Source organism: Williamsia herbipolensis, from assembly GCF_000964005.1.
GTDB classification, from domain to species: domain Bacteria; phylum Actinomycetota; class Actinomycetes; order Mycobacteriales; family Mycobacteriaceae; genus Williamsia_A; species Williamsia_A herbipolensis.
On record NZ_JXYP01000010.1, the window covers coordinates 132,807 to 158,435 of the forward strand.

The following is a 25,629-nucleotide window of genomic DNA, read 5'->3' on the forward strand; positions in this document are numbered from 1 at the left end:
GCAGCTGGTTGTGACCTCACAAATCGGCGTTGTCGCACGCGAGAGACGGGAACGTGATCAGTCTGTGTCAGAGAGAGGGTTCCGTGGGGTCGTCGCCTGGAGAACTGCTTCCACCAATGCCTTGGTGCGTAGCGAGGTCACCGTCTGATACTCGGGGTCGGCGACCATCTCGGAGAACGCCCTTCGTGAGGGATATCGCACGATCAGCACCATGTCCCACGCCTGGCCGTCCTCGGCGACGAGCGCAGTGGAACCGTCACCGGCGTAGAGGACCTGACCGCCGTGACGGGGTAGGAACGAGTCCTCGAGCGCGGCGGCGTACCGCTCGTAGTCGTCGCGGCCACCCTCGGCGAAGCGCAAGAGGTTGAGCATCACGACGGGACCGCCGGGATCCTCGGCGAGAAAGCGCTTCAGGTCGACACCGCGGGGATCAATGGCCATGCTGGGAGCCTTCCATACTCGGAGCGCCGCCCATCATCGACAACATCCCACGCCCGCCACTGCGGAAGAATCTCACGACGAGGCCGGCGGCAAGGATGAGGGCGACGATGTTCAGCCATGTGGTGTAGTTCCAGCTGATCCCGGCGTCGGGGAGATGGGCGTCGGCACGATTCGGCGCCAGTCCCGTCGGCGTGAAGAGGAGTTCGACCACGTATCCCGCGACGACCATGGCGACGTAGAAGGTCCCCGCGATCATCATGGTCATGCGCCAGCCGTAGTACTTCCGATAGATGTTGAGGATGGGCAGGATCAGCAAATCGGCGAAGACGAACGCGATAACCCCACCGAAGCTGATCCCACCCGTCCACAGGACCACGGCGAGTGGCACATTGCCGACCGAGCAGACAAAGCTGATCACCGCGACGATGGGACCGATCAAGGGTCCCCAGATCGCTGCGAGCACGGGGTGTCCTTCCAGGAACAATCCCTGCCAGAAGCTGTCGGGGACCCAGGCTCCGACTGCGCCGGCGATGAGGAGTCCGATCACCAGGTCTTTCCAGATGGCCGCCCATTCCATCACGAACACGTGACTGACCGAGGTCGCGGCCTCGCGCGACGCCAACCGGCCTAGGAACCCGCCCTTGCGCTGTACCGACATGTCCATGGCCGCATGACCTTCCATCGAGCCGGCCAGGCCCTTGTCGGCCTGCTCCGCCGCATCGCGGATCAGCTTCGTCGTCAGGAGCCTGCGGAACAGCAACGCGACGATGACGATGATCACCGGCCCGCCGATGAATTCAGCCGCCGTGAACTGCCACCCCATCAACAGGAGAAGGATCACCCCGAGCTCGATCACCATGTTGGTCGACGCGATCTGAAACGTCATGGCCGCGGTGAAATTCGCCCCCTTGCGGAAGAGGGAGCGTGCGAGTGCCACCGCCGCGTACGAACAGGACGACGATGCGATGCCGAAACCGGTCGCGGTGGCCAGGGATCGAGGGCTGTCGTCGCCGAGGAGCCGCACCACGGTTCCGCGGCGCACCACCGCCTGCACGACGGCCGAGAGGAAGAATCCCAGAACCAGCGCCCAGAGGATCTCCCAGGTCATCGAGCCGGTCAGGCGTAGAGCATGTTCTATGGCGTTCATATCAGATCCTGTTCGTGCTCAGACTCGGTAGTCCAGGCGGGTCATCATTCCGGCGTCCTGGTGATAGGCGTTGTGGCAGTGCAGCATCCATTGTCCAGGGTTGTCGGCGACGAGATCGACGACGACGCGTTCGCCCGGACGTACGGCTACGGTGTCCTTGCGCGGGCCAGGGGTGCCGTCGGGTCGTCGGACCTGAAATGTGTGGCCGTGCAGATGCATCGGGTGCCACATCGTCGTGGTGTTGGTGAAAGTGAGGCTGGCCCGTTGGCCCTGGGTGATCATGATGGGCTGCATCTGCTCGTAGACCCGCCCGTTGATGGTCCACTGGTACTTGCTCATGGTGCCCCCGAGCATCGCTTGCAGTGCGGCGTCCTCGCGGCCGTGGGGCAATGTGACGTCGTCGGTGGCGACGAAGGTGTTGACGGTACCGACGAATCCGTCCAACTCGGCAGGACGGACGTTCACCGCGGGTGTGGCCCCCGCGCCGGTGCGCAGCAGAGCGCGAGCGGTGCCGGTCTTCCCCTCTGGAGACGCCACCAGAGGGAATACCCCGTCTTTTACCGTGACGACCACGTCGTAGCGTTCGGACATCCCGATCAGGAGCGCGTCGACGTCGATCGGTGTCACCGGGAAACCGTCGGTGTGGGTCACGGTCATCCGGTGCCCACCCAGTGCGACGCGAAAGGCGGTGTCCGCACCGGCGTTGATGATGCGGATACGAATTCGTTGTCCCGGCGCAGCAGTGAATGTCGTCGGCGCGTTCGCGATTCGCCCGTTGACCAGGTAGAGCGGGTAGGCGACGTCTCCGGCGTCGCCACCGAGGAGAGCGCTCGTGCCGACCCCACTCGTCGAGCCTCCCGACATGCCGCCCATGGACATGCCGCCCTTCTGAAGCGACGTGAGGATGTCTCGGGGACTCTTTCCGACGCCGTCGGTCCAGTCGTCGAGAACCACAATCCATTCCGTGTCGTAATCGTGCGGCTCACGAGGGTCGTCGATGATGATCGGAGCGTAGAGGCCGAAGTCACTCTGCAATCCGACGTGCGGATGCGCCCAATATGTTCCGGAGTCCGGTACCGAGAAGCGGTAGGTGAAAGTGTCGCCGGCGGCGATGTCCGGAGTCGCGGGTGCCGCACCGTCCATGTCGTTGCGCAATGCGATTCCGTGCCAATGCACCGATGTCGCGTCGGTCAGTGCGTTGCGCGTGGTGATCGACAATTCGTCACCGACGTTGGCGCGGATGACCGAGCCCGGGATGGTGTCGCCGTATGCGTAGGTGTTCACAACGGGGCCGCCGAGATCGATGTCGGTTCGCCGCGGATCGAGGGTGTACGAGACCGTCCGTCCGGTGTGCGGTCGTCGAGCCTCGGCGGCATCGATCGCACTCTTGTTGACCCGGTGTGCGTCGACCGGACTGACCGCACGTGTGCCGCACGCGGCGGCGGCGGCGGTGAGGCCCATGGCCGCAGCTCCCAGAAAGGTTCGCCGACTGACCGGACGCGTGGTGATGTTCGAGGTGTTCATGAAGTCTCTCCAGATGATGAGTGCGCGCAGCGGCTGATGTCGCAGCGCAGGCCGGCCTGGTGGGCGGTGCCGTCGAACAGACGACGTGCCGCAGGCGTCACTCAGATCTGTAGAACACCCTTGTCGTGGAGAATTGTCACGCTGGTCGTCGGAGGGCTACGCGAGCTGCCCGTTCGTCCCGAGGAACGAGGCGTCACCTCATCGGCCGGAAGTGCGCGTGTGGCGAGGACGGCCGGGTCGTGGTGGTCGACGGCCGCGCCCGTGGGGATCGCCAGGTCGACCGTCGAATGGTTCGAGCAGTGGGCGGTGGGTGCCGAAGCTGTGTCGTGATGCGCGCGGCGCACACTCGGTACGGCAGTGGCCGCGGACTCCGCCTGATGGGACGCGGCGAGGGCGACCGCGCCCTCCGGTTGCTGCGCTGACGTGCCGTCGACGCAGCAACACAGTCGGATCGTCGCGAGTACGGCGAGCACGACCATGACGTAGAAGGTCGCGACGATCGGTCGCCGCGTGCCACGAGGCAATACCCCTGTGCCCGTTGCGGCGGTCCCGATCTGCATATCACGAATGTATACCCCCATAGGGTATCAGTCGAGTGGTCGACCGGTGCCGGCACTTCTACACGACATTCCGCAGTATGAGGCGGTGACCTGTGACCGCGATGACGCGGAATCAGGGCCGCGATGCAGCGACATGGCTGATGAGATCACGGACGGCTCCTGCGGGCGGAGTGCGACCGCCCATCCAGATTGCGCGTAGTTCACGGTGGAGGTCGATCCCGTCGGTGGCGACGGCGACGAGCCGGCCGAGCGCGAGGTCGTCGGCCACCGAGAGGCGGCTGAGCACGGCGGGTCCGGCCTGTGCAAGGACCGCGGACCGTACCCCCGACGCAGTCGTCATCTCCATGGCCGGGGCCGCCTGCACGTGGCTCTGGCCGAGCGCAGCGTGGAGGGCGTCGGCGAGGAAATCACGTGTCCCCGAGCCCGTCTCGCGCACAACGAGCGATGCGCGGCCCAATTCTGACGCAGTCAGCGGGCGAGATCGCTTCGCCCACGGGTGCGTGCGAGCGCACACGACGACCAGATCGTCGTGTGCGACGACCCGGCTCCGAACTCCAGTGGGCGTTCCGGGACTTTCGATGAACCCGAGATCTGCCTCGCCGTCTTGAACAGCGCTGACAGCCTGCTCGCTGTTCGCCGCCACCAGTGTCACCTCTGGAGGTGTGGTGTTGTGACGTAACGACTCGGCCCGATGCGACATCAGCCAGCGGGGCAAGAGCTGTTCTGCGATCGTCAAACTGGATATCACGCGAAGGTGGGCCCTGGCATCGGAGCGCAACGACGCCAAGCCCGAGTCCAGGCGATGGGCGGTGTCCAGGAGCCCATCAGCCCATTCCGCGACGACGCGACCTGCCGGGGTGAGGGTCGATCCGCGGCTCGTCCGAATGACCATCTGGACTCCGGTCTGCGCCTCCATCGACCTGATGCGAGCAGACACTGCCTGCTGCGTCAATCCGAGCTGATGCGACGCGGCGGTGAGACTTCCGCCCGATGCCACGGCGACGAGGACTTCGAAAGCTGACAACTCGGGCATACGGTGGCTCAGGGGCACACGGCGAGAATACCCGAAACCACAAGAGCAGCTTGTGTCGCAACAACTGTACGGGTGTGTCCCGCGCGGGTTGTCGTCGCGACCCGTTGCCGTACGGCTGCGGGTGGCCCGTGAAGGTGATATTCGCGCGATTCAGGACGTCAGGACAACTGTGGGCGGGGTGCGGCGGTGGCGAGGTGGGAGTTCACGCGGACCAGCGGTGCGTGCGGGTCGTTGGTCTGTGGGACGGACCGCAGGGCGAACTCGCTGATGGCGCCCGGCCGGAAAACGAGGCAGTGTGTCGACCCGCCGAACTGAAAGTAGCCCAGCTCGTCGCCCTTGCCGATGTGTGCCCCGGGGCGGACGTCGTCGGAGATCAGACACGAGGACACCTCCGACATCCCGATGGCCACGAACGCCATGCGCCCGATCACCGGGTTGTCGGCGTCGATGACGATGATCGCGCGCGCCGAGACGTGCGCGAGGTACGACTGGGAGTAGGTCGGCTGCAGCGCGTCGCCTTGGCCGTCGGCCTCCGAGAAGTAGGTGCCGTCGACGAGTCGTGTGCTCACGATGGTGCCCGCGACCGGGCTGTGCCAGCGGTGGTAGTTGAAAGCACTGAGGAACGCCTGATACACGGTCCCGCCCTTGAACACTTCCACGGACGGGTCGTTGTCGAGCAGGTCGGCGAGCGAGTACGGCTGACCCTTGACCCAGAAGGAATCGCGCAGCGAGACATCGGTACTGATGCGATAGGGCGTGGATTCACACGCACTGACGATGACGGAGTCGTCGTCGGGGGCGGCGACGGGACGCGCTCCGGGCGTGAAGGTCCGGGTGAAGAAATCGTTCCAGGAGGCAAAGCCCGCGTGCTCGTCGTCGGGGTCGTGTTCGAACTCGTCGAACCCGATCTTGTCGCGAGCCTCCTGACTGAGCCAGCCCGAGGGAGAGTCGTCGAGGACGTACCGCGAACCGGGGCTGCTCAGGAATTCGCACCAGGCCGTCAAGATCTTCTTCAGCATGGCGTTCACGCGGGGGTCGCGGAACGCGGAATGTCCTGCGGCGGTTCCCATCGACCAATCGAGAATCGCGCCGAGAGGTGTGACGACGGCGTTGGGGCCGTATTCGGGTGCGACGGTGAGGACCTCATCGATCAGACGCAACAACTGGGGGAGATCCTGCACGTGGCGGTCGCGGTAGGTCCTGCCCGTCGGGACCTGCTCGATCATCTTCTCCAGGTACATACGGACCACGGGGTCCGCGTCGATCAGCTCCTGAAACTCGATGATGACCGGGTGTACCACGCGGTCATCGGTCGACTCGGCCTTCTCGCGGTGCCCCCGCAACCACTGCTCGAGGTCGTCCTGCTCAGCAGGGAGCCAGCCACCCTGGCGACGGGAATCGGAATGCGTCTTGTCCACGGTCATGGCGCCACACTACATCGAAATTCCGAAAGATGTTGCTGCACAGATAAACTGATAAGTATTCGAGGATGCGCGGGATGGAACCGCCCTTGTACCCCAGTTCGGGATGATGTGCCCGAACAGGCGCGCCCGGCACGCCGAAGCCGAATCGGCAGGGTGTGGAGGCGAGTTGCGGTGCTCGTGCGTCGAGTCTCGACGCGAACGTTCAGCGGCGGTAGAGTGCGCAACTTTGTGGAGCTACAAACTAGCGTTGTGGCTCGGTGTCAAACCCGGCACAGTGTGAGTCGTCCCCAGGAGTTGTTCACGTAGCCCTTCGGGTTCCACAGCTCGGCGGCCGAGGCGGGCTGCGTCGCGGCCGCGTCGTCCCAGGCGCGGACACACAACTCCACGGAGGGAGCGTCGAGGGGGACGACTGCCGACCAGTGCCGCCATGCCCACGGTCCCTCCGGCTGCGCCAGGTCCGCTTCCATCCAGGTCGCCCCCTCGTCGGTCGACACCTGTACCCGCGAGACGCCCCGTTCGTCTCCGGCGAAGGCGTACCCGCCTACCAGGACCGCGGGGGCGTCGATCGGTGTGGCCGGGTCCGGGTAGAGGAAGTCGCAGTTGAGGGCGACTGACGAGAGTGAGATGCCGTCGCCGGGTCCGGCTGTGTCGGGGTCGGCGTCGACGGGTAGCACCCGGTAGGCGACTCGTTGAAACCAGTTGTCCGACGGCCTGTCTCGAACTGTGATGCTGTCGACCCACTTGACCGAGCGGGCGCCGATGTAGCCAGGTACGACCACGCGCATCGGACCGCCATGCAGCCGTGGGAGCGGTTGCCCGTTCATTCCCCAGGCGAGCATGGTCCCCGGCGACATCGCCTTGCTCAGCTCGATCGAGCTGCCGTACCGCTGCGGTGGTGTTGCCAGATCGGAGACATCGGGACCGATGAATTCAACGTGATCTGTGCTGTTGTAGGCGACATCGCAGGCGCGGAGTAGATCGGCGAGGGCCACGCCGCTCCACCGCGCGGTCGATGTCGCGCACTGCGTCCACGGATCCTCGCCGGGGATGTCTCGCACCGCGATGAGCCCGGCTCGGCGGTTACCCGCGCACTGCAACGTCGCGACGGTCGAGACCTCGTCGAAGTCGCGTCGGATCTCGTCCAACGAGAAGGTGCGGGTCGCTCCGCGAGCGTTCGACACGGTGAGCCGCCAATGAGCTGGATCGATGTCCGGGATGGGTCCGTGATTGCGGCTGTAAAACGTGTCGTGGGCCGTCAGCGACTGCGCGGCCAGCGCGGCCGGCGACGGTTCGGCGTTGTAGGGATCGACCTCGTGTACGCGGGTGTCGGCGCGCTTGTTCCACATGGTTCTCCTCGGCGATCACGAGGAACCCGCGTGGTCTGCACGAGTTCGGGATGTGGTCCAGCGTTGCACATCGCACGCGGCGCGGTGGTCTGTCTCAGGCCGAGGACAGTCGAGCGGTGTAGATCGAGTAGCCGTCGATCCACCGGGTGACGGCGGTGGCGATCACGGTCGCGACGATCATCGGCACCATCAACCCGAAACCGCTGTGGGTGAGTTCGAGCACCAGTACGAGTGCCGCCAGCGGGGCCTGCATCCCGGCGCCGATCATGGCGGCCGCACCGATGAGCGCATAGGCGCCGATGGGGCTCCCCGGCCACACCTGACTCCATGCGATGCCGAGCGCGGCGCCGAGGACCGCTCCGGTGCTCATCACCGGGGTGAAGAGACCGCCGGACGTCCCCGCACCCAGGCAGAGTGCGGTGACGAGAGGTTTGAGCACCGCCAGCGCTGCCAACAACCCGATGCTGCCCACGCCCACAAACGCGTCGTGGGCCATCCCTTTGCCGTTGCCGTAGAGCTGTGGAAAGGCCACGGCGACACCGGCGAGCACAGCGAACGCGATCATGGGCGCGATGAGAACCCAGCGGCCCCGCGCCTGGTGGTGCGAGATCCATCCGATGACGCGGATGTATCCGGCCGCGACGATCCCGACGATCGGCCCGAGGACTGCGGCCCACACCAGCAGTCGGAGGTCGAACCGGTACTCGGGGATGTCGAGGTACGTGGCGTGTTCGGGGAGGTACACCCAGGCGACGGCCGTTGCGGTCGCGGCGCACGCCAGGGCCGGCAACACCAGTGGCAGCGCCACCGCGCCCATCAGCACCTCGGCGGCGAACAGGGCACCGCCGAGCGGCACGTTGTACACCGCCGCCAGCCCGGCACCGCCGCCACACGCGACGAGCAGCCGCTGCTGCGCCGCCGACATCCCGGCCCACTCCGCCGCGACGCTGCCCGACACCGCGCCCATCAACTTCGGCGCGGCCTCGCGCCCGAGCGACGCACCGAGACCGATCACGATCTCCGACAACACAGACGTACCGAGACTCCGTCGGAACGACAGGCGGCCCTCGCCGGTCCACAGGACCTCGTCGGCCTCAGATTTCCGGCCGGGGGTGAAGCGCCGCAACAGGAACCACCCGACGCCGGCGATCACGCCACCGATCAGCAACGGGGTCACGCGGCGCCACCCGTCGGCGGCGGCGACCGCGGCCGAGAACCCCTGACCGTCGCTGCTCACCCCGAACGCGGCATGCTCGACGGTGAACAGGATGAGCATGAGTAGTACACCGAAGAAGCCGGTGACGATTCCGGTCACGATGACCAGAGCCCAGAATCTCACGGTGAGGTGCGCCTCGCCGTCACCTGTCGCGTTGGGTTGCAACATCGCGCCGCGGCCCGACGGAAGGCGCTTCTTCAGCAGCGGGGTGGGGATGCGCTCGCGGTCGGTCACCGCCCGCCCCCGATGGTCATGGCCACATCCTCGGACACGACCGACGACGATGTCGACCCCAGGGGAGTCGACGAAGGAGAACGTAGTGGTCATCGCGGCGAAATCGGAGCGCATCCGCGCTGCTCACGTGGCACCCCTCAACGCGCTCGTCGACACATGGCGCAGCCAAGCGCCGGAACTGCTCGTCCCGTGGTTCGACCCCGACGACGGAGGCGTCGATGCGCGGGTGCTCATCCTGATGGAGTCGCCGGCGCCGAGCACGGTGCGAGCAGGGGGTACCGGGTTCTGTTCGGAGGACAACCCGGATCGGAGCAACGAGTTGCTCTCGCGTCTACGCGCCGCGGCGGGCGTGCCGCGGTCGGCCTGCCTGAAGTGGAATGTCGTGCCGTGGGCGGTGCTCGACACCGCCGGCCATCCGACGTCGCCGTCGGCCGGTGACCTTCGCGCGGCCGCGGCGTGTCTCGACGAACTCCTCGAGGTGGCATCCCGTATCGAGGTCGTGATCACCCTCGGCCGGCCGGCGATGCTCGGATTCATGAACCACACTTCGTCGAAGCGTCAACCCCTGCGCCGGGTGGTCGCCGCGCCGCACCCGTCGCAACGCAACGCCCGGGCGCGAGCGGAGTCGATCGCCCGCATCGAGAACGCCTTCGCCTCGGTGGCGGCCTTTCTGAAGGGGTCAGCCGACGCGTGAGCGCACGGAGTCGATGACACGCTGAATGTGCAGGCCGCGCGGGGCGTTGAGCTCGTGCTCGGTCTCCGACGAGATCGCGTCGAGGAACTCGTCGACCAGGACGGCGAAGCACTCGGGTGAGGGCGTGCTGCGGTCGGTGAGCTCCACGACTCCGTCGGGGCCGTGGACGCGGAACTGACTGATGGTGGGCCGGGCCGGAACGCGCAGCGACAGCTGCATCGCGGTGCGCGCGCCGGACTCGTGCACCAGCGACACCGACCACACGTCGGAGCCGCGGTCGACCGAGGCGGCCTCGACGTCGACGATCGGACCCAGGGCGCGATCCATGAGGTCGACCACGTGGGGCCCGACGTCGAGCAGTGCACCACCGTCGACCCGCCACTGCGACGAGGAGTAGCGACCCCCGAGCAGGGCGCCCGACAGCCACACACCGAGGCCGCCGGTGAAGGTCCCCGCGTCGACGGCGTCGAGGAACGCGCGGGTCTCCGGGGCGAACCGTCGCGTGAACGTCACGATCGACCGCACCCCGGCCTCGGCGACGGCGTCGACGACCGCGCTCGCGTCGGCGAGCGTGCCGGCGATGGGCTTGTCGAGGATGACGTGCTTCCCGGCGCGTGCGGCCTCGATCGCCAGCGGCGCCTGGGCCTGCGGGGGTACGGCGAACGACACCGCGTCGTTCGCCGCCAGCAACTCGGCGAAGGTGTCGAACCGCGGCACGGGCAGGTCGGCGGCCGCCTCGGGGCGTCGCGTCCACACGCCGGTCAGCGTCACGCCGGGATGTGCGGCGAGAGCGGGGATGTGGGTGTCGCGAGCCCAGGGCCCGCCTCCGACGACAGCGATGCGCATGCCGAGAACCTACGCCGCGCCCGGACCCCGCTGCCGCAGCCAGTCGAGCCAGGCGCCCATGCCGTCGCCGGTCTTCGCGCTCAGCGGCAGGATCGCCGCGGTGGGGTTGGCCTCGCGGACGGCGCGGATGTAGTCGTCGAGTTCGATGTCGAGGTGGGGGACCAGGTCGATCTTGTTGATCACCACCACGTCGACGCTGCGGAACATCACCGGGTACTTCTGCGGCTTGTCGTCGCCCTCGGTCACCGACCACACCATCGCGCGGCGGTGTTCGCCGACGTCGAACTCGGCCGGGCACACCAGGTTCCCGACGTTCTCGATCACCACGAGGTCGAGCTCGTCGAGATCGAGGCCCTGCAGCGCCCGGTTCACCATCGGGGCGTCGAGGTGGCATTCGCCGCCGAAGCCCTCGGAGGTGTTCAGCAGCGACACCTGAGCCCCACGGCCCGCCAGCCGCGCCGCGTCGAGGTCGGTCGCGATGTCGCCCTCGATGATCCCGACGCGCATCTCGTCGGCGATGGCGTCGAGCGTCGCCTCGAGCAGGCTCGTCTTGCCCGATCCCGGTGAGCTCATGAGATTCACCGAGGTCACCCCGGCCGCGGCGAACGCCGCACGATTGATCTCGGCGCGGTGGTCGTTCTCCCCGAAGATCGCGTCGAGCACGTCGACCCGCTCGCGACCGGTGTCGTATCCGGACATGTCACCGTGGTCGTGGTCGTGGCCGTGCGTGTGCCCGACACCGTCGTCGTGTCGGTGAAACCTCCCCATGAGCGTCTCCTAGTGTGCGGCCGATCGTGCCGAGACCGCATGCGGCGGAACCCATCCGCCGAATGCCTTCTCGAGTTCGAGCGCGACGGCGATGGTGACGTTGTCGTTGCCGGGCTGCGAGGCGACCTGCACGCCGACGGGCAGATCGCGGGGACTGAAACCCAGTGGCACCTCGGTGACCGCCATGCCCAGCATGTTGAAGATCGCGGCCCCGCCGAACAACCACGGGCGGGCGAGGGTGCCGTGGTGGAACGGGGCGGGTTGCGGCAACGGCGGGTGCAGCATCACGCCGTCACCGATGGCGGAGGCGACCTCATCGGCCAGGTCGCGGGCGAACTTGTCGAGCAACCTGCGCGCCGGGGGCGGCAGCAGTTCGGGGAGCCGGTCGCCGATCATCGCGAGCTGCAGCTGAAGGCTGTTGGCGCGCAACACCGCCGGGGTGAGATGGCGTTGGGGTGTCTCGCCGAAGGAGTCGAAGAGGTTCATCACCGACGTACCCGCGTGGCGCCGAAGTTCCATGAGGTAGCTCGCGATGACGCGGCGCATGGCCGGCATCGGCTGCCACACGACATCGGCGCCGCGTTCGGCGAGCGCTGCGCCGGCGGCGTCGCGGGCGTCGCGCACCGAGCGGTCCATCGGGCGCAGATAGCTCGACTTCGTGGGTATCACCACGCGCAGGCCGTCGAGATCGACGGAGTCGACAGAGCCGCACCGCCGGCCGTCGGCGTCGTCGGCGAGGATCCGCAGGAGCGGCATCAGGTCGGACGCGCGACGGGACATGGGGCCGAGTGTCTCGAGGAGATCGACCTCCTCCTCGCCTGAGAGCGAGGGGATCGATTCGTTCGCGGGCACCAGGCCGGGCGAGGGCTTGTGGCCGAAGACGCCGCAGTAGAACGACGGGATGCGGATGGATCCGCCGGTGTCGCCGCCGACGCCGAACGGGATGCCACCGCCGCCGATGGCCGACCCCTCACCGCCGGACGATCCGCCCGACACCCGTCGCACGTCGTAGGGGTTGGAGGTGCGGCCGTAGACGCTGTTGGTGCTCTCGATGCCCAGACACAGTTCGGCGGTGTTGGTGACACCGACGACGATGGCGCCGGCGCGTCGAAGACGTTGCACCGCAATCGCATCGACGTCGGCGATGATGCCAGCGCGACTCGACAGACCCGCGGTGTGCGGCATCCCGGTTACCGGGATGGATTCCTTGATGGTGCAGGGCACGCCGAGCAGCGGACGGTCGGGATCGGCTTTCGTGCCGGCGGCGTCGACGGCGTCGGCCTCGGCGAGCGCGGCGTCGAAGCGGTCACGCGCGATCGCGCCGAACTCGGCGCGGGAACGCAGCGTGTCGATGTGGAACTGCACGACACGCCGCGAGGTGGTGCGACCGTCGGCGATCGCCTCGGCCAGCTCGAACGCCGACGCGGTGCCGATCCAGTCGTCGTCCACGGCGGCGGAGGTGTCAGGGCGTCTGGCACGAGGGTGTGTCACACCTTGACCATGACACACCGGCGCGGCACGGGGCGACGGTGACAATCAACGTCGACGACGAAATTCGGGTGCGTAGACGGTCGTGAACCCCTACCGTCGCCGAATGACCAGTTCAGGGGTGATCCGCGTGTGGCATCACGACGAGGGGTGGGGCGTGATCGATTCGCCCGACACCCCGGGTGGATGCCGTGCCGACGCCGGCGCGGTGATGGTCGAGGGTGTCCGTACTGACGACGGGATGCTGTTCATGGGACTGCTCGAGGGAGAGCCGGTCTCGTTCATGTGGGGTCCGATCCGGTGGGACGACGACGAGTTCTCGGTCGCGGCCACCGCGGTCTGGCCGTCCCGCTGCGAGCCGCCCGCCACACTGCCGTCCGGCGCGTTCCAGACCAGCCTGTGGTCGTCGGCGGGCCGCCGGGGCGAGTTCACCGTGTTCGTCCAGCAGGATCCGGCCGACCTCCCGGCACCACCGCCGAGAGCTCCGCTCCCGCGGACCGTCGGCACGGTCCGCTCCTGGAACGCCGACGAGGGATGGGGTGTCCTGGATGCGCCCGAGGCGCCGGGCGGAGCGTGGGTCCACTTCAGCGAGATCCGTGGCATGACCGGATTCCGTGTGCTGGAGGTCGGTGCGCGGGTCGAGTTCGCGTGGGAGGCGGCCCGCCAGGACGGGTTCGACTACCGCGCCGAGGACGTCGACGTCATCGAGACACCCGCGACATGAAACGACTCTTGCGACAGTGGTCACTGTCGCGGGAGTCGGTGTGTTGAGCAGGTGACCTCGGAGGGTCAGCGGGCGCGGCGCGCCAGACGCTCGGAGTCGGCGATGAGGACGCTCTTGCCCTCGAGCCGCAGCCAGCCGCGCTGCGCGAAGTCGGCGAGCGCCTTGTTCACGGTCTCGCGGGAGGCGCCGACGAGCTGGGCGATCTCCTCCTGCGTGAGGTCGTGGGTGACGCGCAAGGCGCCGGCCTCCTGCGTGCCGAACCGCTGGGCGAGCTGGAGAAGCTGCTTGGCGACACGACCGGGGACGTCGGTGAAGATGAGGTCGGCGAGGTTGTTGTTGGTGCGGCGCAGGCGGCGGGCCAGCACGCGCAGCAGCTGCTCGGCGATCTCGGGGCGGTCGGCGATCCACGCCTTGAGCGCGTCACGGTCCATCGAGACCGCGCGGACCTCGGTGACCGTGGTCGCCGACGAGGTGCGGGGGCCGGGATCGAAGATCGACAGCTCACCGAACATGTCCGACGGACCCATGATGGTGAGCAGGTTCTCGCGTCCGTCGCCCGACCGGCGGCCGACCTTCACCTTGCCGCTGAGGATGATGTAAAGCCGGTCGCCCGGTTCGCCCTCGTTGAAGATGACATGTCCGCGCGGGAAATCGACGGGCTGGAGTTGCTTGGTCAGTGCGGCGACCGCGCTCGGCTCGACTCCTTGAAAGATGCCGGCCCTCGCCAGTACTTCCTCCACGTACGGCCCCTTCCTAGGGTGCTGCGGCGGGTCGTGCCCGCGACAAATTGCTCGGCAGTGTTGGATTTGTCACCATGCCACGGCTGAGTCTACGGCCAAGAGTGTGAACGGGACCGGAGAACGTCGACTACGCCGTCACCTGCGTCGTTCGCGGGGCCGACGGTGTGCCGGATGAGGTCAGCTCGCGCGGACCGTCGGGGCCGCGGCGACGGGTGCCTCGTCCTCCACGGGATCGCGGCGGGCGCGGAACTCGTCGAGTGCCGCGGGGAAGCCGTCGGTGGCCAATGTCCCCACCTGCTCCGGGGCGGCGCCGGCGAGGAACTCCTCGACGTCGTCGCGGGTCACGCTGTCGTCGTCGATCTGGTGTTCCATCTTCTCCATGGCCAGCGCGAAGAGCATGAGCACTGCGGGGAAGAGCAGTACCGCGAGTCCGTGCATGTGCAGTAGTGAACACGACGGAGGTCTCGGTGGGGCAACGAAACCTGCGGGTGGAACACAAGTGTTACCTCGCGCGTGTCGGAGCCGCCCCGACCGTCTCGGTCCGGAGCTGATCGGAGGCTGAAGATCTGATCGGCGACCACGGCGGATGCCGTCGAGGGCCCATCGGCGCTCAGTAGTCTGTTGCAGGTGAGCAGCGATCAAACCCCGACGACACCGGCCGGCACGACCGGTCGCCGCCGTCCGACCGCCGCGGCGCGGGGTACCGAGACCCGTACCGGACTGGTCCGTCGTGCACGTCGGATGGATCGCACCCTGCAGACGGCGTTCCCGCACGTGTACTGCGAACTCGACTTCACCACCCCGCTGGAGCTGTCGGTCGCGACGATCCTCTCCGCGCAGTGCACCGACGTCCGCGTCAACCTCACCACCCCGGCGCTGTTCGCCCGCTACCCCGATGCCGCCGCCTACGCCGGCGCCGACCGCACCGAACTCGAGGAGATGATCCGCTCGACCGGCTTCTACCGGAACAAGGCGACATCGATCATCGGTCTCGGTCAGGCGTTGCTCGAACGGTTCGATGGCGAGGTCCCCGGCCGTCTCGAGGACCTGGTGACGTTGCCGGGCTTCGGACGCAAGACCGCGAACGTGGTGCTCGGCAACGCTTTCGGGATCCCCGGCATCACCGTCGACACCCACTTCGGTCGGCTGGTGCGTCGCTGGAACTGGACCACCGAGACCGATCCGGTGAAGGTCGAGCACGCCGTCGGCGAGCTGATCGAGCGCAAGAACTGGACCGATCTGTCCCACCGAGTGATCTTCCACGGCCGACGCGTGTGCCACGCCAAGAAGCCGGCCTGCGGCGTGTGCGTGCTGGCGAAGGACTGCCCGTCGTTCGGTGAGGGACCGACCGAGACCGAGAAGGCCGCGTCGCTGGTCAAGGGACCCGAGACCGCGCATCTGCTCGCCCTGGCCGGGATCTGAGACGACCCATGAGATCCGGTCTGCAACGTATCCCTGCGTCCGCTCGATGGTCGATCGCCGCCCTCGTGGTGGTCATCGCGCTGATCGTGGCCATCTGGCCTCGCGACACCTCGTCGCCCGACGGTGCCCTGAGCGCCGGCACACAGACCACCGCCGGTCCCATCCCCGGGGCGAGTGCGTCGGTGAGCCCGGGTGACCTCGACGCCGCCCGGGCCCGTGCCGCGCTCGCACCGTGTCCGGCGGGAACCGGTCCGGCGCCGTCGACCTCGGTGCTCGCCGGAGTGACCGCGCCGTGCCTGGGCGCCGCCGGCGATGTCGACATGGGCGCGGCCACCGCCGGACGACCGCTCCTCGTCAACTTCTGGGCGCCGTGGTGCCTGCCGTGTCGTCGCGAACTGCCGACCGTCGCCGCGTTCGCCGCCTCGGCGGCGGGCAAGGTCGACGTCCTCGCCGTGCAGGCCAAGGAGGGGTCGGAGAACCCGGTGCTCGCGCTGGGTCTGCTGAGCGAGATCGACGTGCGGCTGCCGTCGGTGGTCGACACGCAGGCGAAGATCGCCGCGGCCCTGGGCATCCCGCGTGCCTACCCGGTGTCGGTGCTGGTGCGGGCCGACGGCAGCGTCGCGAAGGTGCTCCCGACGGTGTTCACCGACGAGAAGTCGATCGCCGATGCGGTGAACCGCTACCTGGGTGTCGCCCTGTGAGTCCTCGATCCGCAGACCGTGACCACGCCCCGACCGTCGCGGCCGGACCGCTGGTCGGCACCGACGAGATCCCGGCGTGGCTGCGCCCCCTCACCGACAACGTCGACGGCGTCACCGACAGCGTGAACAACCGTGGTGGCGACCGGACCCGACTGGTGCAGGCCGCATTCCGGCGCGGGTCGAGGCCGGCGTCGGTGCTCGTCCTGTTCGGCGGAGCCTTCGACAGCAGGGACGGCCATGCCCCACCCGCCGACGCCGACGTGCTGCTCACCCAGCGCGCGACGACCCTGCGCAACCACGCCGGGCAGGTCGCCTTTCCCGGTGGCGCTCGTGATCCCGGTGACGACTACCCGGTGGGCACCGCGCTGCGCGAGGCGCAGGAGGAGACCGCCCTCGACCCGGACGAGGTCCGTGTCGTCGCCCGCCTGCAGTCGTTTCCGGTCCCGCCCTCGGGTTTCGACGTGATCCCCGTGATCGCGTGGTCGCCCGATCCCGGCGCGGTGCGCGCGGTCGATCCCGGCGAGACCGCGCGTGTGGTGCGCGTACCGATCGCCGACATGATCGACCCGGCCCACCGTTTCCAGGTGCAGCGCTCGGTGATGGGTGGCCGTGTGTACCGGGGGCCGGCGTTCTGGGTCGCGGACATGCTCGTGTGGGGTTTCACCGGCGGTCTGCTCGACGCCATCTTCGACACCGCGGGATGGACCGTCCCGTGGGACACCGACGACGTGCGTGACCTCGCGGACATGCTCGAGAAGACAGGACAGCGATGAGCGGTTCGGGTTGGGTCGATCTCGTGGTGATCGCGATCGCGTTGCTCGCGGCCGCCTCGGGGTTCCGGCAGGGCGCGGTCGCCTCGGCGCTCGCGTTCGTCGGCGTCGTGCTCGGCGCGATCGCGGGAATCCTGTTGGCGCCGCACCTCATCGACCACATCGACGATCGCCGGTGGCGTCTGGTCGTGGGCGTCGGGCTGCTGGTGGTGCTGGTCGTCATCGGTGAGGCCTCGGGGATGATCCTCGGCCGCGCCGCCCGCGGTGGAATCCGATCGCTGATGGTGCGTCGCGCCGACAGCGTCATCGGGTCGCTGCTGCAGGCCGTCGCCGTCCTCATCGCGGCGTGGTTGCTCGCGATCCCGGTGAGCAGTTCGGCCGAACCCACCATCGCCAACGCCGTGCGCGGGTCGAAGGTGCTCGGGGGCGTCGACGACGTCGCACCCGCGTGGCTCCGGCAGCTCCCCAGTGACTTCAGCTCCCTGCTCGACGACTCGGGGCTGCCCGAGGTCATCGGACCGTTCGGCCGCACGCCGGTCACCAGCGTGGACCCGCCCGATTCGGGTCTGCTGACGCTGCCGGTCATCGCGCAGGTCCGTCCGAGCGTGGTGAAGATCGAGGGCGTGGCCCCCAGCTGCAACCAGGCGCTGGAGGGCAGCGGGTTCGTCGTCTCGGCCGAGCGCGTGATGACCAACGCCCACGTGGTCGCGGGAACGCGGTCGCTGCGGGTGCAGTCGAACGACGGTGCGCTCGACGCGAAGGTCGTGCTGTTCGACCCCGACAACGACATCGCCATCCTCGACGTCCCCGGCCTCACCGCGCCGGCCCTCAGCTTCGCCGACCGCAACGCCTCCACCGGCACCGACGCCATCGCGCTCGGCTACCCCGAGGCCGGTCCGTTCACCGCGAGCGCCGAACGCATCCGTGAGGTGGTGAACCTCTCGGGTCCCGACATCTACCGCGCCGGGGAGGTCAAGCGCGAGGTGTACACCGTGCGCGGATCGATCCGTCAGGGCAACTCCGGTGGTCCGCTGATCGACACCGACGGCCGGGTGCTCGGGGTGGTCTTCGGTGCGGCCGAGGACACCGCGAGCGAGACCGGGTTCGTGCTCACGGCCGATCAGGTGCAGGCCAACCTGCGTGCGTCGGAGAACCGCACCGCGGCGGTCGACACGCAGTCGTGCGTGCACTCGTAGGTACGGCTAGAGCGTGAGGCGCAGGTGGTGGTCGAGCAGCTCGATCACCCGGTCGGGGTTCTCCTCGTGCGCGTAGTGCCCGCTGCCGTCGATCTCGGCGTAGGTCATCCGCGACGCGAAATACCTGCTGGCCGATAGGGTCTCGGCGTGGATGTACCGGTCGTCGCGACCGCGGGCGGCGAGCACCGGGATGTTGAGGCGTCGGTTCATGAGCCGCATGAACTTGGCGCCGTCGCGACGGAACTGCGACCGGAACGCCCAGCGGCGGTACTCCAGGCTGCAGAACGCGACACCCGGTATCTGCACCGCGGATCGGTTGCGGCGCATCATCTCGGCGAACTCGTCGGTGCGTGCGAACGCGGGCGTGGTGCGTTCGGTGAACATGGTCTCGATGAAGGCCCCGTCGTCGCGGGTCAACGTCTTCTCCGCGGTGCGGGGCAACTGGTTGCCGAGGAACTCGCCCATGAACGCCGACCGCTGAGGGCCGTTGCGCAGCACCGCATGCCGGAGGGCGCGCGGATGGGGCGAGCCGATCACCGCGATCGACGTGACGGCCCGCGGATGCAGGGTCGCGGTGGCCCAGGCGACGAGTCCGCCGTCGGCGTGGCCGACCAGCGCGGCCTCGGTGTGGCCGAGCGCCCGCACGAGGGCATTGGTGTCGCCGGCCAGGGTCCACCCGTCGTAGCCGCGCGGAGGTTTGTCGGTGTCGCCGTAGCCGCGGAGATCGAGCGCGACCGCCCGGAACCCGGCGGCGTCGAGGGCGGTCAGCTGGTGTCGCCAGCTCCACCAGAACTCCCCGAACCCGTGCAGCAGGAGCACCAGCGGCCGATCGGCCTGCCCGGGGCCACACTCGACGGCGTGGAACCGGATGCCGTTGGCCCGCACGTCCAGGTCGACCCATGGGCCGTCGATCCGCGCGGTCGACGGGTCGGGAGCGGTCACCGGTGGCTCGGAATCGGTCGGCTGGGGGTCGGTCGGCTCGGGATCGTCAGATCAGCGGCGCGGGGCGGCGCCGATGCCGCCGGGGAGATCCACCGGCGCACCTTTGTCGCCACCGGGCAACACGCTCGGGAGCGCCTTGGCCGAGTCGATGGTCTTCTTCGGGGCCCGCACCCGCTTGAACACGATGAAGCCGACCACGCCGACCACGATCGCGACCACCAGGAGGATCAGGAACACGATCCCGAAGGCGGCCCAGCGGGGGAGCCACTCGTCGAGGAGTTCGGCGAGGAAGAAGAAAAAGAAGAAGCTGGAGTAGAGCGCGACGACGGCGGCGACGATGAACAGCCCCGCGCCGATCGCGCCCTTCTTGACCTCGCCGATGATCTCGGTCTTGGCCAGCTCGACCTCGGCGCGCACCAGCGTCGACATGTGCGAGGTCGCGTCCTTCACCAGGCCGCCGATGGACTGCTCGGCCGGGTTGTGCGGATCGCTCAGCGGTATCGAGGAGACGTTTCTGCCGACGTGATCGGATGCACGGTCGTCCAGGCTCACAGCTGTTCCTCCATTGCGGGTCGGGCTACGGCCTCATCGTGCCATGTCCCTCATCGTGTCATGCAGCTGTGGTGTTCGGCGGCGGCGGACCGTTCACGGCGTCCCGCCGCCGGCCCTCACGCGTTCGCCCCCGTGAAGGAGCGGACGACGGAGGCGGCGGGCTTGGCGACCCACGCGTCGGTGTAGACGCCGAACGTGCTCTCCGCATCGGTGGTGTCGGCGGAGTTGCGGTCGACGAGGGTGTAGATGAACGCCGGCCCCGCATACGACAGGGTGCGCCAGGTGGTCACGAAGTCGTTGATGAAGTCGGCCTGCTGGGCCGCGCTGACCTGCATCGTGGACAGTCCGTATTCGGTGGCCCAGATCTTCTTCGCCGAGTCGCCGTGGGAGACCATCAGGCTGCGGATGTCGTTGACCTGGTTCAACGGTGAGTTCGCGAGGGTCGCGCCCTGGGAGAACTTCGTGGAGTTCTGATACGGGTGGAACGACAGGGCGTCGAACGTGCCCGTGGCGCCCGCGGCGTACATCTGCGAGACGAAGTCGACCGGGTTCAGGGTGTAGCCGCCCCAGGTGACCACCGAGCCCAGCACTCCGCCGATGACGACGGCCGAGGGGTTCGCCGCCTTGATCTTCGGGTAGGCGGCGGCGAGGAGCTTGGTGTACCCGACGGGGTCGGGCGCAGGGGCGTAGCTGATGGCGCCGTTCGGCTCGTTCCAGACCTCGTAGGCGGAGATCGCCGAGGAGTAGCGCGATGCGAGCGTGCCCATGAAGGCGCCGAGATCGGCGGGGGCGGTGGGCGGCTGATAGACGCTGGTGTTCGCGGGGCGAGCCCAGGTGGGCGTCGTGGTGACGACGGCGAGCACCCCCATCCCGCGTGCCGCGGCGGCGTTGATCATGTTGTCGACGCCTCCCCACGTGTACTGGCCCTTGGTGGTCTCGACAGACGCCCACGGGACCACGAGTCGGACGTTGCGGACCCCCAGTGCGGCGGTCTCGTCGAGATGCTTGGCCACCGCGGTCGGGTCGTTGTAGGAGAAGTAGAGATCGCTGTCGGCGATGCCGAGGGTCGTCGACGCGGCGGTGACGGTCGCGGTGTTCGTGATGACCGCCGGGGGATGAATGGTCGCCGATCCGAAGGCCATCACCCCGAGACCGAGTACCGCGATCAGTGCGATCGACAATGATCGAACAGTGTCGCGAAGAGAGACTTGTCGCGCGATTCGCATTTCTGGACTCCATTCCGGTGAACCCCCCGGAAGAATTCAAGTCAAACAAATCGCTGTGGCGAAAAGAAAGTGGTCCCGCCGAATTACATGCGTGTCATGCAGGTTATTCCGCGTGAAATGACAAGAATTTTGTACAGAATCAACCATCGTTGTTTCGGCATAACGCCAGATCAGAGGCGCGTAAGACGCGAACGCGAGACCGATATTCACCACAGTAAATGTGCGATACATAAACTTCTGAAATGGTGTCCGATTTCTTCCCGAAAGCCCCTACCGCTGTCGGATTCCAATCATCGCTATCGAATTCGGGAGACAGAACGAATGATCATTCATTCTGTGGTCAGGTCCGGTACGGACATGTCCGGACCCGGGCTCTCGCCGTCGGGTGCTGTTCAGCTCCGCCCCGGCAGTCGCGGCGTGCGGATCACGACGACGGCCTCGGCGGGGCCGCGGGTGGCGTACCGGTGCGGGGTGTCGCTGCGCCAGGAGTGCGATTCGCCGGGGCCGAGGCGCGTGGTGTTCTCGAGGGGGCCGACCAGGAGATCTCCCGCGACCACGGTGAGGTGTTCGGTCACTCCGGTGACGTGGCCGGGTGAGGTGTGGTCGGCGTCGGCGGCGAACTCGAGCCGGAACACCTCGACGGCCGCGTCGACGAGTTCGCGGACGTCGAGGGTCACCGACGTCATGCCACCGCTCGCGGTGCGGATCGACGCCGCCGTCAACGCGGTCATCGGTACGCCGAGTGGTGTGCACAGTGCGTACAGCGTCTCGATGGTCGGATTGCGCCGCCCCGCCTCGAGGTCGGACAGCGAGCTCTTTCCCACCCCGGACCGTCGGGCCAGCTCCGACAGACTCAGCCCGGCGCGTCCACGGAGCTCGCGCACGCGCTCACCCACCGTGGCCGAGATCGATGTCGGGTCCATGGATCTCGACTCTAGGTGCCCGTGGCGCTATCGTTCCGTCAACAGAACGTTCTTTTTGCAGAACGAAGGCCCCGACGGGAGCATCGATGCAGCGGGTGAGTCTGTCCGTGCCGATCGGCGCGGGCGTCGTGTGTGCGGTCGTCGGGTTCACCAGTTCCTTCGCGGTGGTGCTCACGGGGTTGCGCGCGGTGGGCGCGAGTCCGGCCCAGGCGGCGTCGGGACTCCTCGCGGCCTGTGTCCTGCAGGGCCTGGGGATGCTGGCCCTGGCGATCCGGTTCCGGATGCCCATCACGCTGGCGTGGTCGACACCCGGCGCGGCCCTGATCGCCTCGACCGGCGTCGTCGAGGGAGGGTGGCCCGCCGCGGTCGGGGCATTCGTGGTCACCGGTGTGCTCATCGTCGCGACCGGTCTGTGGTCGGGGCTGTCGCGACTCATCGCACTCATCCCGGCCGCGGTGGCCCAGGCGATGCTGGCCGGGGTGCTGCTCCCGTTGTGCCTCGCGCCGGTGACGGCCCTGTCGCACCACCCGTGGGCGATCGCGCCCATCCTGCTGGCGTGGGTGGTGCTGGTGCGGTTCTCACCCCGGTGGGCGGTGCCCGGCGCGTTCGCCGTCGCCGTGGTGGTGATCGTCGTCGACCTCGTCCGCTCCGAGGCGTCGATCGGCAGCGACCAGTTGCTGCCGCAGGTGGTGTGGACGACACCGCACCTCACGGTCGCGGCGGTGACCGGTATCGCGCTGCCGCTCTACATCGTGACCATGGCGGCGCAGAACATCCCCGGCGTCGCGGTGATGCGGACCTTCGACTACGAGGTGCCGTGGCGGCCGTCGATGGGTGTCACCGGCCTCACGACCGTGGTCGGTGCGGGTTTCGGCGTCCATGCGCTGAACCTCGCGGCCATCAGCGCCGCGCTCGCCGCATCTCCCGACGCCGATCCCGACCGCAACCGTCGATGGGTGGCCGCGGTGTCGGCCGGGGTGGCCTACCTGGTGATCGGTGCGGGCTCGGCGGCCGTCGCGACGCTGGTGGTGCTGGCCCCCGAGGGCACCATCCAGGCGGTCGCCGGTGTCGCGTTGCTCGCACCTCTGGCCGGTGCTCTGTCAGCGGCGGCCGGTGCCCCGGGTGACGGGGGACAACGGACCGCCGCCGTGGCGACGTTCGTCGTCGCCGCATCGGGAACGGCGTTCGCCGGTATCGGGTCGGCCTTCTGGGCGCTGCTCGTCGGCATCGGGGTCCACCTGCTGCTGCGGCCGCGACACGCGAACCGGCGGGAAGAGGTCAGCTCTCCAGACGCGCCCTGAGGGAGTCGATCTCCTCCTGCATCGCCCGAAGCTGTTCGGCGTGGGCGACGTTGAGCTCCTTGACGTACTCGCGGTCGTACTGCGGGACGATGCTGCGGGAGCAGTTCCAGTCGAAGGCCTCGATGTCGATGACGATCGACCGCTCGCTGCGCGCCGTCATCCGGCCGTCGGCCACGGTCATCAGCGTGGCGTGCAGATCCGGGTCGGCGGCGGCGTCGATCACCTGGGCGCGCCCGTACAGCTTCAGCCGGGTGCGCATCGGGAAGTCGGCGACGAAGATCGCCACGCGGCCGTCGGTGTCGATGTTCGCCAACGACGTGAACTGCGAGTTGCCGTGGTGATCGGCGAAACCGAAACGCGAGCCACCCAGGTGGTGGATGAAACCGCGGGGCCCGCTGCGGTACTGCACATAGGGCCACCCGGTCTCGGCGACCGTTCCGAGGTGGATCTGGAACGCGTCGGTCAGCATCGCTATCTCGCGGCCGGAGAGTTCCGGCGGCCCGTCGTCGCCACGCTCCATCTCCGAGCCGTAGGCGGTGTAGCTGCCCGTCGCGCGCTGTCGGGCGAGGGTGCGGGGCCCGAAGACGAGGTGGTGGTAGTGGTTGTTCGGCACACCGCTGAGGTTAGGCTCGCCCGATGGCCGAGCATCAGTTGGAACCGATCGACGACGTCTCCTTCTTCCACCGGGCGCCGGTGGCCTACCGGTTCACCGTCGACCTCCCGGTGACGCCCGATGTCGCGTGGGCCGAGCTCACGCGCCAGAACACCCTGGACTGGTGTCGGATGATCAAGAAGGTGACGTTCACCTCGCCCGAGCCCCACGGTGTGGGGGCCACCCGCACCGCGGAACTCGCGCCCGGGTTCGTGAAGATCAACGAGCGCTTCTTCGTCTGGGAGGCCGACGCCGAGGCGGGCACCTACCGCAACGCGTTCACCGTCGTCTCGGCGAACGTCCCCGGACTGCGCCGCTTCGGCGAGCTGACCGAGGTGGTCCCCTCCGGACTCGGATCGCGGCTCACATGGGCCTTCGCCATCGAACCGGCGGGCCCACTGGCCAAGCTGCCGGGGCTGTCGGTCGTGAGCAAGCCCGCGCTGGGCACCTTCCGCGCCGACACGGTGAAGTACTTCTCGAAGCTCGCCTGAGGAGCCGCGCCGGCTCAGTCGTCGTCGAGCAGGCGACTGTGCACCCGTCCGCGTCGGATGAGTGCCGCGGCGCCGAGCAGCGACGCGACCATCGAGCTCAGAAGGACTGCGGCCTTGGCCAGTTCGGCCTCGGCGGGCGGTAACGCGAGGTCGGCGATGAGCAGGCTCACCGTGAACCCGATGCCACCGAGGATGGCCACCGCGAGAAGGTCGCGGACGAAGAACCCCTCGGGTTTGGCCGCCAGACGCAGCCGGATGCACAGCCAGCTCGTGCCGAAGATCCCGATCGTCTTGCCGACCACGAGGCCCAGCATGATCCCGATCGCGATGCGGTCGGAGAACAGGTCGCCGACGATCGGGGCGCTGATCGGCACCCCGGCCGCGAACAGTGCGAACAGCGGCACGCAGATCGCCGCCGAGATCGGTTGGATGCGGTGCTCGAGCCGCGACCCCGGCGCACAGTCCTCGCCCGGGTCGGGTCGCACCCGGGTCAGCAGACCGAGCGCGACGCCGGCGATGGTCGCGTGGATGCCGGCGTTGTAGACCGCGACCCAGGTGATGATCGCCAACGGGATGTAGACGAACCGGGTGGTGATGCGGCGCCGTTGGCACCACCAGTACAGCGCCATCGCCGCGGCGGCCACCGCCAGTGCGACGAGGTCGAGGGAGTCGGTGAAGACCGCGGCGATGATCGCGATCGCGATGAGGTCGTCGACCACGGCGAGCGCGAGGAGGAACACCCGCGCGCTCGACGGGATCCGTGACCCGACCAAGGCCAGCACGCCGAGGGCGAACGCGATGTCGGTGGCCGCGGGGATCGCCCAGGCCTTCTCGATTCCCGCTGTGCCCCAACCGATCGCGATGCAGATCACGATGGGGACCACCACACCACCCACTGCTGCGAGCACCGGGAGGATCGCCTGTTTGAGGCTCGACAGCTCCCCGAGGACGATCTCGCGTTTCAGTTCGAGGCCCGCGACGAAGAAGAACACCGCGAGCAGTCCCTCCTGCGCCCAGTGTCCGATGGTGAGGTCGAGCCCCAGGACATCGGTCCCGACGTGGGCGTCGCGTAACGACAGGTACGCATCGGCCCAGGGCGAGTTCGCCCAGATCAACGCGACGGCCGCCGCGCCGAGCAGGATCAGGCCGCCGAAGGTCTCGGTGCGCAGGTAGCGGGCGAAATCGCTCGGGGAGGGAGGGGAGAGGCGGGGCGCAGAGATGGCGGGAATCCTAACCGTTCGCGGGGTCGACGACACTGTTGCCGACCA

27 protein-coding genes are annotated in these 25,629 nt (G+C 68.2%); 8 read left to right on the top strand and 19 right to left on the bottom strand.

What is annotated here, in order from left to right; translation table 11 throughout:
- Positions 1–57: 57 nt before the first annotated feature.
- From TU34_RS03660 to TU34_RS03695, 8 genes are all read right to left on the bottom strand, one after another.
- Entirely contained in the window at positions 58–441 is a 384-nt protein-coding gene (locus tag TU34_RS03660; RefSeq protein WP_045821479.1) for a DUF1330 domain-containing protein, read from the bottom strand.
- Complete coding sequence (locus tag TU34_RS23465) at positions 431–1,588, bottom strand: permease (RefSeq protein WP_045821480.1); 1,158 nt, start codon at positions 1,586–1,588, stop codon at positions 431–433. Before TU34_RS23465 ends, TU34_RS03660 begins: the two co-directional genes overlap by 11 nt.
- 18 nt (positions 1,589–1,606) lie before the next feature.
- Positions 1,607–3,112 carry a multicopper oxidase family protein gene (locus tag TU34_RS23470; protein ID WP_045821481.1) on the bottom strand — a complete coding sequence of 502 codons (1,506 nt, stop codon included), beginning with the start codon at positions 3,110–3,112 and terminating at the stop codon, positions 1,607–1,609.
- Positions 3,113–3,213: 101 nt separating this feature from the next.
- Positions 3,214–3,672 (bottom strand): hypothetical protein, encoded by a 459-nt coding sequence (locus TU34_RS03675; protein WP_045821482.1) that lies wholly within the window; start codon positions 3,670–3,672, stop codon positions 3,214–3,216.
- Between the two features lie 112 nt (positions 3,673–3,784).
- A complete protein-coding gene (locus TU34_RS03680; RefSeq protein WP_045821483.1) occupies positions 3,785–4,723 on the bottom strand; it encodes a LysR family transcriptional regulator in 939 nt (312 codons plus the stop codon).
- A 140-nt stretch (positions 4,724–4,863) separates the two neighbouring features.
- The gene (locus tag TU34_RS03685; protein ID WP_045821484.1) at positions 4,864–6,129 is read right to left on the bottom strand and encodes a phosphatidylserine decarboxylase family protein; all 1,266 of its coding nucleotides are present in this window, start codon (positions 6,127–6,129) and stop codon (positions 4,864–4,866) included.
- Positions 6,130–6,389: 260 nt separating this feature from the next.
- Entirely contained in the window at positions 6,390–7,475 is a 1,086-nt protein-coding gene (locus TU34_RS03690) for a sulfite oxidase (protein WP_045821485.1), read from the bottom strand.
- 94 nt (positions 7,476–7,569) lie between these two features.
- A complete protein-coding gene (locus TU34_RS03695) occupies positions 7,570–8,925 on the bottom strand; it encodes a chloride channel protein (protein WP_052688710.1) in 1,356 nt (451 codons plus the stop codon).
- 49 nt (positions 8,926–8,974) lie between these two features.
- Between TU34_RS03695 and TU34_RS03700 the strand changes: the two genes are divergently transcribed.
- Positions 8,975–9,619, top strand: a complete 645-nt coding sequence (locus TU34_RS03700; RefSeq protein WP_203225407.1) for a uracil-DNA glycosylase — start codon at positions 8,975–8,977, stop codon at positions 9,617–9,619.
- Here the strand turns inward: TU34_RS03700 and TU34_RS03705 are convergent.
- Genes TU34_RS03705 through TU34_RS03715 form a run of 3 tightly spaced genes read right to left on the bottom strand, consistent with a single transcriptional unit; the run spans position 9,605 to position 12,682 of the window.
- The gene (locus TU34_RS03705) at positions 9,605–10,465 is read right to left on the bottom strand and encodes a Gfo/Idh/MocA family protein (RefSeq protein WP_045821486.1); all 861 of its coding nucleotides are present in this window, start codon (positions 10,463–10,465) and stop codon (positions 9,605–9,607) included. The two genes, TU34_RS03700 and TU34_RS03705, sit on opposite strands and share 15 nt — an antisense overlap.
- Positions 10,466–10,474: 9 nt before the next feature.
- Positions 10,475–11,233, bottom strand: coding sequence for a hydrogenase nickel incorporation protein HypB (hypB, locus tag TU34_RS03710; protein ID WP_045821487.1), 759 nt, complete (start codon positions 11,231–11,233; stop codon positions 10,475–10,477).
- A gap of 9 nt (positions 11,234–11,242) precedes the next feature.
- Positions 11,243–12,682, bottom strand: coding sequence for an amidase (locus TU34_RS03715; protein ID WP_052688697.1), 1,440 nt, complete (start codon positions 12,680–12,682; stop codon positions 11,243–11,245).
- Between the two features lie 145 nt (positions 12,683–12,827).
- Here TU34_RS03715 and TU34_RS23475 point away from each other — a divergent pair, with 145 nt between their 5' ends.
- Positions 12,828–13,445, top strand: a complete 618-nt coding sequence (locus TU34_RS23475; protein ID WP_045821572.1) for a cold-shock protein — start codon at positions 12,828–12,830, stop codon at positions 13,443–13,445.
- Between the two features lie 65 nt (positions 13,446–13,510).
- On the opposite strand, the gene TU34_RS03725 is transcribed toward TU34_RS23475, so the two are convergent.
- Together TU34_RS03725 and TU34_RS03730 are read right to left on the bottom strand one after the other, a co-directional pair.
- Entirely contained in the window at positions 13,511–14,185 is a 675-nt protein-coding gene (locus tag TU34_RS03725) for a Crp/Fnr family transcriptional regulator (RefSeq protein ID WP_045821488.1), read from the bottom strand.
- 177 nt (positions 14,186–14,362) lie between these two features.
- On the bottom strand, positions 14,363–14,623 hold the full coding sequence (locus TU34_RS03730; RefSeq protein ID WP_045821489.1) for a hypothetical protein: 261 nt from the start codon (positions 14,621–14,623) through the stop codon (positions 14,363–14,365).
- Between the two features lie 303 nt (positions 14,624–14,926).
- Between TU34_RS03730 and nth the strand changes: the two genes are divergently transcribed.
- Genes nth through TU34_RS03750 form a run of 4 tightly spaced genes read left to right on the top strand, consistent with a single transcriptional unit; the run spans position 14,927 to position 18,274 of the window.
- Positions 14,927–15,607, top strand: a complete 681-nt coding sequence (gene nth / locus TU34_RS03735) for an endonuclease III (RefSeq protein ID WP_045821573.1) — start codon at positions 14,927–14,929, stop codon at positions 15,605–15,607.
- A gap of 8 nt (positions 15,608–15,615) precedes the next feature.
- Positions 15,616–16,308 (top strand): TlpA family protein disulfide reductase, encoded by a 693-nt coding sequence (locus TU34_RS03740; RefSeq protein ID WP_045821490.1) that lies wholly within the window; start codon positions 15,616–15,618, stop codon positions 16,306–16,308.
- The gene (locus tag TU34_RS03745; RefSeq protein ID WP_045821491.1) at positions 16,305–17,081 is read left to right on the top strand and encodes an NUDIX hydrolase; all 777 of its coding nucleotides are present in this window, start codon (positions 16,305–16,307) and stop codon (positions 17,079–17,081) included. The genes TU34_RS03740 and TU34_RS03745 overlap by 4 nt, the downstream gene beginning before the upstream one ends.
- A complete protein-coding gene (locus TU34_RS03750; RefSeq protein WP_045821492.1) occupies positions 17,078–18,274 on the top strand; it encodes a MarP family serine protease in 1,197 nt (398 codons plus the stop codon). The genes TU34_RS03745 and TU34_RS03750 overlap by 4 nt, the downstream gene beginning before the upstream one ends.
- Positions 18,275–18,280: 6 nt before the next feature.
- Here the strand turns inward: TU34_RS03750 and TU34_RS03755 are convergent, their stop codons facing one another.
- From TU34_RS03755 to TU34_RS03770, 4 genes are all read right to left on the bottom strand, one after another.
- Complete coding sequence (locus TU34_RS03755; RefSeq protein ID WP_045821493.1) at positions 18,281–19,216, bottom strand: alpha/beta fold hydrolase; 936 nt, start codon at positions 19,214–19,216, stop codon at positions 18,281–18,283.
- A 51-nt stretch (positions 19,217–19,267) separates the two neighbouring features.
- Positions 19,268–19,768 (bottom strand): phage holin family protein, encoded by a 501-nt coding sequence (locus TU34_RS03760; protein WP_045821494.1) that lies wholly within the window; start codon positions 19,766–19,768, stop codon positions 19,268–19,270.
- A gap of 116 nt (positions 19,769–19,884) precedes the next feature.
- Positions 19,885–20,949 carry a cellulase family glycosylhydrolase gene (locus TU34_RS03765; RefSeq protein WP_052688698.1) on the bottom strand — a complete coding sequence of 355 codons (1,065 nt, stop codon included), beginning with the start codon at positions 20,947–20,949 and terminating at the stop codon, positions 19,885–19,887.
- Positions 20,950–21,386: 437 nt separating this feature from the next.
- Complete coding sequence (locus TU34_RS03770; RefSeq protein ID WP_045821495.1) at positions 21,387–21,917, bottom strand: helix-turn-helix domain-containing protein; 531 nt, start codon at positions 21,915–21,917, stop codon at positions 21,387–21,389.
- An 86-nt stretch (positions 21,918–22,003) separates the two neighbouring features.
- On the opposite strand from TU34_RS03770, the gene TU34_RS03775 reads away from it, so the two are divergent.
- A complete protein-coding gene (locus TU34_RS03775) occupies positions 22,004–23,218 on the top strand; it encodes a benzoate/H(+) symporter BenE family transporter (RefSeq protein ID WP_045821496.1) in 1,215 nt (404 codons plus the stop codon).
- On the opposite strand, the gene TU34_RS03780 is transcribed toward TU34_RS03775, so the two are convergent.
- Positions 23,196–23,831 carry a pyridoxamine 5'-phosphate oxidase family protein gene (locus tag TU34_RS03780; protein ID WP_045821497.1) on the bottom strand — a complete coding sequence of 212 codons (636 nt, stop codon included), beginning with the start codon at positions 23,829–23,831 and terminating at the stop codon, positions 23,196–23,198. The two genes, TU34_RS03775 and TU34_RS03780, sit on opposite strands and share 23 nt — an antisense overlap.
- A 23-nt stretch (positions 23,832–23,854) precedes the next feature.
- Here TU34_RS03780 and TU34_RS03785 point away from each other — a divergent pair, with 23 nt between their 5' ends.
- The gene (locus TU34_RS03785; RefSeq protein ID WP_045821498.1) at positions 23,855–24,361 is read left to right on the top strand and encodes an SRPBCC family protein; all 507 of its coding nucleotides are present in this window, start codon (positions 23,855–23,857) and stop codon (positions 24,359–24,361) included.
- A gap of 14 nt (positions 24,362–24,375) precedes the next feature.
- Here TU34_RS03785 and nhaA read toward each other — a convergent pair whose 3' ends face one another.
- Complete coding sequence (gene nhaA / locus TU34_RS03790) at positions 24,376–25,581, bottom strand: Na+/H+ antiporter NhaA (protein ID WP_052688714.1); 1,206 nt, start codon at positions 25,579–25,581, stop codon at positions 24,376–24,378.
- Positions 25,582–25,629 lie beyond the last annotated feature (48 nt).